This window comes from Shimia aestuarii (genome assembly GCF_900114635.1).
GTDB lineage: Bacteria > Pseudomonadota > Alphaproteobacteria > Rhodobacterales > Rhodobacteraceae > Shimia > Shimia aestuarii.
This window is the reverse complement of record NZ_FOTQ01000001.1, coordinates 1,234,421-1,247,396: the sequence shown is the minus strand read 5'-3', so window position 1 is coordinate 1,247,396 and position 12,976 is coordinate 1,234,421. Positions and strand designations below refer to the sequence as shown.

The following is a 12,976-nucleotide window of genomic DNA, read 5'->3' as shown; positions in this document are numbered from 1 at the left end:
GGCGCGACTCGTTATTTACGCTCTGTTCCCGTCAATGTGGCGCGGGAATGTGGTTATCCAATGGCCGAAACAGGGAAATCCGCGTTTTGTGAACCGTTTTGCACCCCCAGCGACACCATGGCCAGCACATGCCCGCCGGCGCTTCCGACCCTGCCTGACAGGCGGCTGCCTGCCCGGATGGGACCGACGGTGCGCAGGAATACGGCGGTAAAGGTGTCCTGTCCGGGATCCAGAAATACCTGCACGGCATCGAAACCAAAAAGCAGGCGGGTCAACGGGAACTGGGCCTTGTAGAGGGCTTCCTTGGCGCAGAAAATCTTGCGCGCAAGCATGTAACGCGACACTACGGGCTGTGTCTCAAGCCATGCGCGTTCCGCTGAAACACAGATTTCCGGCACGAGATCTTCGGGCAGAGGGGCGTCCGGCTCGACGTCCACGCCAAGCGCGCGAAACCTGTCGGTCCGGGTGACCAGGGCGATACAGCTCGTGGCGTCATGGCTGATGGATCCGGTTAGCCCGGCGGGCCATTGCGGCGCACGGTTCTGACCGCCGGGCAACGCGCGGGGCGCGACCCCGATCAATCCCATAGCGCGCCGCGCGGCATGGCGCCCTGCTGCGAACTCGCGCCGCCGGGCCGGAATAGCGCGGGCAATCGCCGGGGCCTCTTGGGGCCAGACCGGGTAGGCGGGCAGGGTCGGATCAGTAACTGCGATCCCAACACCCTCCGGCGCCCAGGAAATGCCGCGCTCGATCAGTTGGTTCAGGTGGTTGTTGTTCAGGATCATTTGGCAACTGCCCGGCGCCGTGCTCGCATGGCGCGCCGCTTCGACATGGCCTCGGCGCGATCGGTGGCGCGTTCTGCCACTTCCTCGGCCGGAGCAGTTTCAGGGGTGCCGGTCGGTCGGGCGCCGCCGGTCAGCTCTTCGAGACGTCCGACAAGCGCACCCAGAACCGGGAAGCGGAAAATGTCGGTGATGGTCAGCCTGTCAACGCCGATTTGCGCCTTGATCTCGCGATGCGCCTGTACTGCCAGCAAAGAATGTCCGCCAAGATCAAAGAAATTGTCGGTTGCCGAAACCTGCCCCACGCCCAGCACATGCGCCCAGACATCCGCCACTACCTGCGCGAGATCGCTGTTGGTGGCGGTGGCGGCGACCACGGGGGCCGCCTTGGGTTCAGGCACCGACAGCTTGCGGGTCGCCTCGGGTGCGGGCAGCGCCTTGCGATCCACCTTCTTGTTGGGCGTCAACGGGAAGCTTTCAAGCGTGACATAGTGCTGGGGCCGCATGAACTCGGGCAGGGTTGTGCGCAGCGCGGCACGGATATCTGCGTCCGCAGGCACCGACGCTCCGCGCAGATAGGCCACAAGCCGCACGTCGCCGGGCGTGTCTTCGCGGGCGATCACCACCGCCTGATCGATGCCGGTCATCTCTTCCAGCCGGGTTTCGATCTCGCCCAGCTCAATCCGATAACCGCGCAGCTTGACCTGATGGTCGGCCCGCCCAAGGAAATCGAGTTTGCCGTCAGCGCGCCAGCGCACCAGATCCCCGGTCCGGTAAAGCCGCCCTTCACCGAATGGGTTGGCGACGAACCTGTCGGCGGTCATTTCCTCGCGCTGCCAATAGCCGCGCGTGACGCCTTCCCCCCCGATATGGAGTTCGCCCGGAACCCCGATCGGAACGGGGCGTCCCGCGTCGTCCAGAACATACGCTTGCGTATTGACGATGGGTGTGCCGATATTGGCGACCCCCTCGGATGCATCGGTCAAAGCCGAGGTGGACCAGATCGTCGTTTCCGTGGGCCCGTACATGTTCTGCACCTCGGCCCGCGTGGCGGCGTTCAGGTCCGAGACCAGCGCGCCCGATAGCGCTTCGCCCCCGATCATCAGGTGTTTCACGCCGCCAAGGGCAAAACGGGCCTCGTCGTTCATGGCGATCATGCGCGCCATGGACGGGGTGCATTGCAGGTGGCTGACCTCGTGACGCAGCATCTGCGCCGCGATCGAGGTGTCGGACGGGTCCAGTTCGCCGCCCTCGTTGGCGCGTTTGAGCACCTCGGCCAGCGGGCGCAGCCCCTGCAACACATCTGCCGGTGCAATGCCATAGTCGATCAGGCAGGCAATCTCGGTCACACCGATGCGCTTGACCTGCTCCACCCGGTCGAGCGCGTCTTCGACCGTGCCAAAGAGGCCGCTGTCTTCGAAATAGCGCAGGAAGGCAAAGTCGAGAATTTCCTCGAGTTCCTCTGGCGACAGGATGCCAAGGTCGAGCTCAAAAGCGTTGTCCACGCCCTTGGGCCGTTTGAAAGCCGGGAAGGCCCAGGCGTAGGACTTGATGAGCCCGGCAGCACTGCGCAGGTAATCCTTCATCGGCTCGCGGGCAATCTCGCGCGCGGTGTCGCGATCCTCGGCCAAAAAGCTGTGCAGCATCAGCGTGACGGTGAAGTCATCCGGGTTGTGCCCGGCCTCGCGCAGCGCATCGTGATACAGCGCGATCTTGGCGCCCACTTCGTCAACGCTCTGGCCCAACAGGTGGGTCAGCACATTGCAGCCGCGCCGCCCGGCGTCTTTCCATGTTTCCGGGTTGCCCGCGGTTGTCACCCAGACAGGCAGTTCCTTGGACACGGGGCGCGGTTGGGTCAGAACGGAATGCTTGCTGCCATCCTTGCGGGCAAACTCCACCTCTTCGCCGCGCCAGAGTTTGCGCAACTCCTCCAGCTGTTCGAACATGACATCCCGGTTGCGCGGCGGCGTGTTTTCCGGGCGCAGCACAAAGTCATCCGGTTGCCAGCCTGCAGCAATGGCAAGCCCCGCGCGTCCGTCGGTCAGGTTGTCGATCACGGCCCATTCCTCGGCCACGCGGGCGGTGTGGTGCAGCGGCGTCACACAGGACCCGGCGCGCACGCCGATCTGTTTGGTCACGGCGGCCACGGCGGCGCCGGTCACCGCCGGGTTGGGGTAGGGGCCGCCAAAGGCGTGGAAATGGCGTTCGGGCGTCCAGACGGCGCAGAACCCGTGCGCGTCGGCGAATTTTGCGCCTTCCAGCAGGGTTTCGTATTTCTTCGATCCGACCCCGTCATCATTGCCCCAGTAATAGATCGAGAATTCCATGCCCCCGGCAGCGGCGGGCAGGCGACCATTGGAAATCTGGGTCGAGGTTTCGTCACCGGACAACACCAGCTTGAAGCCGCGCGCCAAAGTCCAGAACAGTTCGAGCACCGAGATATCAAAGCTGAGCGAGGTGACGGCCAGCCACGTATCGCCCGCCGCATGGGGAATGCGCGCATCCATCCCGGCAAAGAAATTGGCCACATTGCCATGTTCCACCATCACGCCCTTCGGGGTGCCGGTCGAACCAGATGTGTAAATCAGATAGGCCAGATCACTGCCTGCGCTCACCGGATCGGGATTTGCATCCGGCGCCATGTTCAGGCGCATATCCGTATCAAGTTGTAGCAACTGTGCCTGATGCGGTGGAAGATCGGCGGCAAGTGCTGCCTGCGAGACAATCACGCCGCAGCCCGAGTCGGCAATGTAATGCGCCAGCCGGTCCTGCGGATAGGCCGGGTCCAGCGGCACATAGGCCCCGCCCGCCTTGAGGATCGCCAGCGCGCCGACCACGAGGTCGGGCGACCGCCGCGCACAAAGCCCCACGAGCGAGCCGCGCGTCACGCCCATGTCGCGCAGCACATGCGCGGCGCGGTTGGCGCGCGTGTTCAGGTCGGCGTAGCTCAGGATGTCATGCTCGAATACCAGTGCCGGGGCGTCGGGCGTCCTAGCCACCTGCGCCTCGAACTGGGCCTGCATGGTGAAGTCGGGATCAAAGTCGGTCTGGGTCGCGTTCCAGCTTTCCAGAACCTCGGCACGTTCGGCCTCGGGCAGGATTGGCAGGTCTTTGCCCGCGACTTCGTCAGCCATCGCGCCCGCCAGAAGTTCCAACCGCGCCACGAGCCGCGCGGCATGTTCGGAAGGCACGCGCGCCGCATCATAGTGCAGGGTTGCCGACTCGTCCGCCAGAACAAAGGACAGGGCCGCACCTTCAAGCGGACCATGCCCGGTGTCACAACAGATCGCCAGATCGGGCATCGCGGGCGCGGTCAGCTTCGGATCGCGTGCGATCAGGTCGCGGGCGAAGCTGCCATTCCTGTCGCAGATTTCGGCCTCGGTACGGATTGCGGCACGGGCCGTATCCACCGGATCATGCAGCAGCGCGGCATCCATGCGCAGCGGCACCCAGTCGTTGAGATACCCGGCGGAATGGGGCGCGTCGGCGCCGCGATAGGCGATGTCACAGGTTTCAGGCGCGCCGGAGCGCAGCGCCCAGAGCACCAGCGCGGCCAAACCATCCGCGCCCTTGAGATTAACCGGCAAACGGCGCATGTCGGGCAAGTCGCCCGCCGCACCAATCAGCGGCAGCGTCGCGGGCACGAAACCTTCCAGCCGCTTGCGCCAGAAGGGTTCGGATTTCGCCGCGCTTCCCATGGTTTGCGCCAGCGCTTCGGCGGCGGCGCGGTCTGCCATCGGCAGGCGTTCACCCATGCGCAGGATATGCGCGGGTTGCTCGGCAGTGCCGGTCTGATCACTCAGCCCCGAAAGCACAACTGCGCCCCGTCCACAGGCCACGGTTACATTGTCGTCGGACACGGCCAGCACCGCGCCCGGTTCTCCGCGTCCGGCACTTTCGGCCAGTTCCGCCGAACGCACCAGCAGCACACGCCCCCCCGCGACAATCTTGGGCGCGGTGATCGGGTTGAAGTAATCGCCATGATCCAGCGCCCGCACCAGCGCGACCAGTTCCTGCGCATCGCGGCGGAAATCCAGCCGCCCGGCGCCATCCGGCATATGGGCGCGCCCGAAATAGCTGCGCTGGCTTATGTCTTGTGCGCGCCGTGCCGGCATTCCGTCGGCAAGCGCCTGCACAACCTCGGGAAAGCTGTCGATGGCGGCGGCATAGCATTTCGTGTTCAGTGCGAGGGCCGTGTCGGTCTGGCTTATGTCGAACATGCGCTGCACGAGAATGTCGCCCGTGTCGGCGCCGGGTTCGATCACGTGCCAGGTGATGCCGTGGCGCGGTTCCTGCGCGATGCGCGCCCAGACCGGCGCATTCAGCCCCGCATAGCGCGGCAACGGCCCGTCGTGAAAGTTCACCGCACCCCGCGAAGGCAGGCGCAATACCGCCTCGGGCAGCATGTCGAGATTGGCCACCGACAACAACCAGTCGAACCGCAGGCGCCCAAGTTCCGAAACGAGGGCGGCGTCCGAAGAGATCACAGGCAATCCGGCATCCTGGGCCCAGTCCGCGATCTCGGGAGAACGGGTCACGATGGCGGCAATCCCGCCGCCGGTATCCCGCCAGAGGGTCGCGCATTGAATCAGAAGGCTTTCGTTGCCGATGAAAACGGCAGACATCGGGGCATTTGCGGAAATCGTATCAAGGCTCATGGCATCTCTCCCCCGCGTGCGGGATCAGGTAAAAGGGCAAAAGTGGGTATTTGGTTACGTTCGCGCGGTAGGTGTTTGAGAGAGAACTTGCAGTAGTGCACGATCAGGTCCCACAGGAACCAGTCGGGATCACGACGGGGTTTCCCGCCGATCAGGCGGCGCAGCCGCCAGATGAGGCCGCCGACAACATGGGCCAGCGTTGCGGCCCCGGCATAGAGCCCGCCATGGTTGCGCCGGAAATAGTAAAGGCGGCTGTCGAACCAGTAGCGGGGCATCCGGGTCCATGTTTTCATGCCCGTCGAAACCGACCCGATATGTGTCACCTCGCTGGCGCGCACATAATCGGTGCACCACCCGGCACGCGCAGCGCGCAGGCAAAGGTCGGTTTCTTCGAAATAGAGGAAAAAGGTTTCGTCAAAGGCGCCCACCTGCTCGAGCACCTTGCTCCGGATCATCATCGACGCACCTGCCAGCCAGTCGACTCGCGTCGTAACGGACGGGATCGGCAGGGGAACAATGTGCTTTTCCAACATCTTGCTCACCGCGCCCACGCGCGCCGCGCCTTCAAGCTCGCCCCAGATCGACGGAAATCGAAAGGCGGTCAGGTGCGGATCGCCGTCGGGGCCATGGATATAGCTCCCGGCGAGCCCGGTTTCCGGGGTGTGGCACATGTGATCCAAAAGGGTGCGAATGCTGCCCGGGTCGGGAAAGGCGTCCGAATTGAGGATATAGACGAAATCGAAAATGCGCGTGGCGAATCCGTGCCGGATGCCAAAATTGTTGCCCGCGCCAAAGCCACCATTCTCCCCGGATCGGATCACTTCGATTCGGTCGGCAGGCCACCCGCGCCGGATGATCTCGGCCCGGATGGTTTCGAAAGACCCATCGCCGCTATCGTTGTCGACAACCACGATCTGCCCGTCGATCCCTTTCATCTCGCGCAGGGCAGCCTCGGCCGATTGAAGCGTCATCTCGGGCGTCTTGTAGTTCAGAATGATGGTCAGCAGCGACGGGTTCTTCATTCGGCCGCCTCCCGTCTCGTGCCCGGTGGCATGGCTTTCTCGGCCTCGGCGATCACCTTTTTCATGCGCGCGGCGAGCACGCGCACATTGGGTTCGAGAACCATGCTGTCATGGTCGCCCGGCACCTCGAAAACGCGCACGCCCGGTACGTGTTGGCCCCAGTCATTGTCATGGAACACATAGGCGCGGTCCTGATCGACAAGGCGGCCATCGCCCATGTCCCACTTGCCCGACAGTGGAGGACGGAACAGCACGAGATTGCCATCCCAGCCATGCATCTCGTAGCGCCCGACGGCCTGCAGGAAGGCGGATTCGATCTCGGCATCATGGAATTGCTGGCCTTGCGCCTCTTGCCCGGTTTCCTCGGGAGCGCGTCGTTTCCCGATCTCCCATGCGATCCGGTTTCGCGCCCAGATCAGCGGATAGGCAGCGCCCTTGGCCTTCAGCTCCTGCATCTGGATTTTCATCCGGTCCGCGCGGGACAACGGGCGGCGCACCGGCAGGGGTGTGTCGAGCATGGCCACCAGCGAAACGGTTTCGCCGTCCGCCTCGAGCTGGCGCGCGATTTCATAGGCGGTGATGCCGCCACCCGAAAATCCACCGAGAAGATAGGGGCCGTGTGGCTGCACCTGCCGCATCTCGGCTATGTAGTCTGTCGCCGCCTGCACAAGGGTGTCATGCGGGGCCTCGTCACCGAACAGCCCGCGCGCCTGAAGCCCATAGAAAGGGCGATCGGTGCCGATCAGATGGGCAAGGTGGCGCAGGTTCAGAACGTTTCCAAACATGCCTGCCACAAGGAAAAACGGCGTTTTCTGGCCGCCTTCGCCCTGATGCATCGGCACGAGATGCGTAAACCGGCGGGCAGGCGCCGCCTCGGGCGCAGGCGCGCCGTCGTCGGCGCCTTGGGCGTCCGGTCCAAGCCGTTCTGCGATCATGGCGGCGCATTTTTCAACCGTGGGGGCTTCGAACAGGATCGAGATCGGGAATTCGATCCGATAGGCTTTCTTAACCATCGCAAACAGGCGTACCGCGATCAGAGAGTGCCCGCCAAGGTCGAAGAAACTGTCACGGATGCCCACCTTGTCGACGCCGAGAAGATCCTGCCAGAAACCGGCCAGCGTGCGTTCGATGTCGTTTGTCGGTTCGACGTAATCCGTGTCCAGCTCGGGGCGCTCGAAGGCCTGCCCGTCGCCGCCTTCTTCGCGCATGCCCGCCGCAGCCTGTGCGATCAACGCGGGCAGGTCGAGGGACGAGATCACGACCTGCGCCATCGGCGCAGCGAGCGCGGCTTCGAACATCTCGGCTCCCTGTTCGGGTGGTATGCCCTGCGTCAGGTTATAGGCCAGCCGTTCCTCTGCCGGGGACAGCGGCGCCTGCGCCGTGTCCGCCTCGTCAAACGTGACTTCCCCTTTGCGCAGGGGCTGCGCGCGGGCAAATCCGGCAGCGGTTTCCACCCGGCGAATGGACAGACCTTTGACTTCGCAACATACGGTTTCGTCTGGTTCTGCAATGGTGACGTCAAAGCTCGCCATGCCCGTGTCGCCATCGCCCGAGGACAGGCGCACATGGCTGACGATTTCGGACGGCAACGGGGCCAACAGGCGCAGGGCGCCATAGCCGACCGGCACCCACAAATGACTTGGCGTGTATCCGGGGATGAGATCCATCGCCCATCCCGTTGCGATGTCCAGAAGGCCGGGATGCACCTCGCACCCATCCCCGGCAAAGGCCGGATCGAGAGACAGGCTCGCAACCCCTTCGCCGGTTCCAATCGCCGTTTCGCGCAGCACTTTCCAGCGCGGACCAAAGTCGAGATGTGTCTCTTGCGGTGTGCTCAGCGCCATTCCCGCGCCCGATTGCCGCTCGGGACAGCGCGCCAGGATCGCGCAATTTTCGAGCCGGGGTGTTTGGGCGGCACGCACCGGAACAAGTCGCGCCTCGGCATGGGTCTGCCATCCCTTGCGCCCCTCGAACAGACAGGCAGTCTGGACCTCGAACCGGTAGCCCTCTTCGCTGCGCAACAGCCGTGCCCGCAGCTCGGTTTCGCCGGTGTCAGAAACCTGCAGTGGGCGCAGGAACAGCAGATCGCGAATTTCGAAGGGATCGGTTTCGCCCTGCGCGGCCAGCGCCTCGAAGGCAAGTTCGACATAGCCCGTGCCCGGCATGACGGCCTGACCGTCCTTGGTGCGATGTTCATCCAGCACCCAGCGGGTCGTGTCATAGCGCGCAGTGAAGACCCGCGCACCCGCTTTGTCGAAACCGGCCGCATCCAGCAAAGGTACGCCAATCGGCTCGAAGGGTACTTCGAGCACTTCGCCACTTCGCGCGGCGACCGCTTCGGCGGCCATGCCGACCTCGGCCCACAGGCCCCAGTTTATGGCGCGCACGCGGGTCTTGTCGCCCAAACGGGACTGCGCATAGGCGTTGAGATAGGCGTTGGCAGCGACATAGTCGATCTGTCCGGCAGGGGCGGTCGCGGTGGACGAAGAGGCAAACAGCGCCAGCCAGTCCAAAGCTCCGTCCGGGAACAGGGTTTCCAGCACCTGCACCCCATGCAGTTTGGGCGCCAGCACGTCGTCGATCCCGGCAGAGGTCTTGGCCAGAAGCGGGCCATCGTCGATCACACCGGCAGCATGGATCACGCCATTGATGGTGCCAAACGCTGTCTTTGCGGCGCTCACAGCCTCGGTCATCTCGTCGATATTGCAGACATCTGCGGCAAGGCACAGCACGTCGCCGCCGAGCGTTTCAAGCCGCTCCACGGCCCGGATGCGTCGCGCGGTGCGATCCATCGGCCCGTGGCCGTTCAAATAGCGCTCCCAGTCGCTGCGCTCGGGCAATCCTTCACGTGACAGCAGCGCGATATTGGCGCCCGCCGCGCGAATGGCGCGCTCGGCCAACGTCAGGCCAATACCGCCAAACCCGCCAGTGATCAGGTAAGTGCCGCCCTGCACCCATGTGGGCGCGTCCGATTGATCCAGCGCCACCTTGCGATAGCTGCGTTCAAACCGTTTCTCGCCGCGCAGTGCGCCGATCAGGTCGCGCGGCGGCGCCATCAGGTCTTCCAGCAGCCGCAGGGCCAGCGCATCGCGCCCCTTGCGGTCGGGTGGGGTGACGTCCAGCAGGGCACAGGTCACACCCGGAAATTCGCGCGGGATCACCTGCACGGCCCCCAGCACGGTGGATTTCTCCGGGTAGGGCAGCGCCTCGCCGCGGACCTGCACGGCACCGGAACTGATGGTGGTGATATGCAGCGGGCGGGGCAGGTTTTCGTCGCTGATGGCCTGTGCCAAGAAGAACAGGCTCATGAGGCCCTGTTCCTGGTTGCGGTGGAAAAAGCTTGAACCGGGGCGGTGGGATTCCGTCTCGGTCAGCAGCCACATATGCAGGATCCGGTCCGGCACACGGCCCCGGCCCATCAGGTCCTGCACCAGCGCATCATACCCGTCGCGCCCGCGCTCGGGGGCCAGAATATAGCTGTCCGGTCCGATCTGGGCAAAGGCATCCCCGGTGGTGACGGTGACGACATCGTGTCCGTCGACCCGCAGCCGCGCGGCCAGCGCCGCCCCGGTCCCGCCATCGTCGGCAAAGATCAGCCACGCGTGTTTCGGCGCGGTGCCAAGCTCGGTCTCGACATCAATCTCGCATTCCGCCAGCGCCGGTTTCCAGGCGGGGGCATAGGTCCAGTCCGCGCGGTCCTCGAGCCGCATCAGGATGTCTTCGGGCGCGTCGATCCGGGACTTGCCCGGTTCTATGAAATAGCGCGACCGCTGGAACGCATAGGACGGCAGAACCACCTTCTGCCGTGGGACACCGCCCCAGTATTGTTCAAAATCCACAGCGACGCCGCAAGCCCAGAGCTGACCCAGAACGGTCAGGAAATAGGCGTCGTCGGCCATCTCGTCCTCGGGGTGGCGCAGGGATGACAGTACCTTGTCCGGCTTGACGCCCCCGTGCATTTTCACCAGCGAAGACAGGGCCTTGCCCGGCCCCACTTCGAGATACACGCGCGCGCTGTTCTGCGCCAGCGTGGTGATGTCGTCGGCAAACAGCACCGTGTTGCGCAGATGCTGTACCCAGTATTCCGGGTCCGTCGCCTCGCTTTCGAGCAAGGCCGCGCCGGTGCGGTTCGAGATGATCGGCAGGCGCGGCGCTTGAAGCGGGATCGACCGCAGGTAGGCTCCAAACCGTTCAAGGATCGGGTCCAGGATCCGCGAGTGGGCGGCGATGTTGATCGGCACCCGCTGGGTTTCGACCTCTTCGGCGGCAAGCCGCTCGGCGAGCGCGGCCAGCGCCGCATCGGGGCCAGAGATGACCGTCAGGGTAGGGGCATTCACCGACGCAATGTCGCAATCTTCGCTCAGATGGGGCTGGACCTCGGCCAATGGCAGCGGCACCGAAAGCATCCCACCCGGCGGCACCGTGTCAAAAAGCTGCCCGCGCAGCTGGACCAGACCAAGACAGTCTTCGAACGACATGACCCCGGCAATGCAGGCGGCGGTGTTTTCGCCCATGGAATGTCCGACCAGTGCGCCGGGCTTCACACCCCAGCTGATCCACAGCTGCGCCAGCGCATATTCCACCATCATGATCAGCGGCAGTTGCAGTGAGGGCTGCTTGAGCCGCTCCTCAGCCTTGTGCGAGGCTTCCTCGCCCTCGGCCAGCCACAGAGCGCGGAGGTCTTCGCCCCCCTTGCCTGCCAGCACGTCGAACCCGCGATCCATCCACTCTTGGAACACTGGCTCGGTTTCGTAAAGGTCGCGCCCCATGCCGACATATTGCGCCCCGCCGCCGGGGAACATGAACACCATTTCCGGCGAGTCGATGTCGGCGGCATGGGTGAACACGCGGCGCGGATTGCCGCTTTCCAGCAGGTCGGCGGCCTCTTCGTGGCTCTCGGCCACCACCAACCGGCGTTTCTCGAACGCGCGCCGACCATTCAGGAGCGTATGGGCGACGTCCTCCAACGGCTGTTCGGGATGGGCACGCAGATGTTGGGCAAGGCGCGATGCATTTGCATCCAGCGCCTTGTTGGACCGGCCCGAAACCACGAGCAGTTGGAACGGCCAGTCCGATTGTTCTGATGCAGGGCGGGCAGGGGCTTCTTCGACGATCACATGCGCATTGGTGCCACCTACCCCCAACGAGTTCACCCCGGCGCGGCGCGGTCCGTTGCGGGTCGTCCACTCGGTCAGCGTGTCATTCACCCGGAACGGGCTGTTTTCAAAATCGATCGCCGGGTTCGGTGCCTCATAGCCCAGCGACGGGGGCATCTGCTTGTGATGCAGCGCCAGCGACGTCTTGATCAGGCTCGCGGCCCCGGCCGCCGTATCGAGATGCCCGATATTGGTCTTCACCGACCCGATCCGGCAGAACCCGGTGTCTTTGGTGGTTTCGCGGAACGCCTCGGTCAGCGCGGCGACCTCGATCGGGTCGCCGAGATAGGTGCCGGTGCCATGGCATTCGACATAATCCACCGTGTCCGCTGGCACATCGGCAATTGCCAGCGCATCGGCCACCGCCGCTGCCTGTCCATCCACCGAGGGCGCCAGATACCCGGCCTTGGCCGAGCCGTCATTGTTGACCGCCGATCCCTTGATCACCGCCCAGATGTGATCGCCATCCGCCACGGCATCTTTCAGTCGTCGCAGCACCACGACACCCGCGCCAGACCCGAACACCGTGCCCTGCGCGCGGTGGTCAAAGGCGTGGCAATGCCCGTCCGGCGACAGGATTTCTCCGTCCTCGAACACATATCCCCGCCCATGCGGCAACTCGATGGTCACGCCGCCCGCCAGCGCCATGTCGCATTCGCCGTTCAGAATGGCCTGCGTCGCGTAATGCACCGCCACCAGCGACGTCGAACAGGCCGTTTGCAGGCCGAGGCTTGGCCCCTTGAGATCAAGGATGTGGCTCAGCCGGGTGGACATGAAATCCTTGTCGTTCCCGGTGTGGCGCAACAGGAACATGCCGGTCGACTCGACCAGATCGCGGTTCGAACAGATGTTGAAGTAGAAATAGCTGCCCATGCCGCAGCCCGCGAATACTCCGATCGGCCCGTCGAAATGCTCCGGCATGTGTCCGGCATTCTCCAGCGCCTCCCAGCTCACCTCGAGAAACTGGCGGTGCTGCGGATCCATGATTGCCGCTTCTTTCGGCGACAGGCCAAAGAAGTCAGCATCGAAATCGGCAAACCCGTCCAGCATCGCGGCGGCGGGCACGTAGTTGCGGTGCTTCATGCGGGCCGGGCTTTCGCCATTGGCCTGCAAGTCGGTCTCGCTCAGCCGCGTGATCGACTCGATTCCGTCGCGCAGGTTTTGCCAATAGGTCTCGATCCCCGGCGCACCGGGAAGGTGGGCCGCCATGCCCACAATGGCAATATCCGTCTCGTTTATGTCACCGACCACGTTACTCAACGCTCACAACCTGTTGTCAAAACTGCGCCACAATTGCTCCGGTGTGCTGCACCGGGAAATATTCTTGATCTCGAAGATACGCCGCGAAACGCCCGGTA

The 12,976-nt window shown here is 64.2% G+C and carries 4 protein-coding genes; all 4 read right to left on the bottom strand.

The annotated features are described in order from the left end of the window. Window positions 1–53 precede the first annotated feature (53 nt). Genes BMZ35_RS06200 through BMZ35_RS06185 form a run of 4 tightly spaced genes read right to left on the bottom strand, consistent with a single transcriptional unit; the run spans window position 54 to window position 12,869 of the window. A complete protein-coding gene (locus BMZ35_RS06200; RefSeq protein WP_093091872.1) occupies window positions 54–785 on the bottom strand; it encodes a 4'-phosphopantetheinyl transferase family protein in 732 nt (243 codons plus the stop codon). Continuing rightward, window positions 782–5,440 (bottom strand): MupA/Atu3671 family FMN-dependent luciferase-like monooxygenase, encoded by a 4,659-nt coding sequence (locus BMZ35_RS06195; protein ID WP_242654703.1) that lies wholly within the window; start codon window positions 5,438–5,440, stop codon window positions 782–784. Before BMZ35_RS06195 ends, BMZ35_RS06200 begins: the two co-directional genes overlap by 4 nt. Then, window positions 5,437–6,462 (bottom strand): glycosyltransferase family 2 protein, encoded by a 1,026-nt coding sequence (locus BMZ35_RS06190; protein ID WP_093091870.1) that lies wholly within the window; start codon window positions 6,460–6,462, stop codon window positions 5,437–5,439. Before BMZ35_RS06190 ends, BMZ35_RS06195 begins: the two co-directional genes overlap by 4 nt. Then, window positions 6,459–12,869 (bottom strand): type I polyketide synthase, encoded by a 6,411-nt coding sequence (locus tag BMZ35_RS06185; protein ID WP_278247130.1) that lies wholly within the window; start codon window positions 12,867–12,869, stop codon window positions 6,459–6,461. Before BMZ35_RS06185 ends, BMZ35_RS06190 begins: the two co-directional genes overlap by 4 nt. Window positions 12,870–12,976: the final 107 nt, after the last annotated feature.

Excerpts from the sequence above, each read along its gene's own strand:
- BMZ35_RS06200 (WP_093091872.1), bottom strand. The coding sequence starts at position 785 with ATGATCCTGAACAACAACCACCTGAACCAACTGATCGAGCGCGGCATT.
- BMZ35_RS06195 (WP_242654703.1), bottom strand. The coding sequence starts at position 5,440 with ATGAGCCTTGATACGATTTCCGCAAATGCCCCGATGTCTGCCGTTTTC.
- BMZ35_RS06190 (WP_093091870.1), bottom strand. The coding sequence starts at position 6,462 with ATGAAGAACCCGTCGCTGCTGACCATCATTCTGAACTACAAGACGCCC.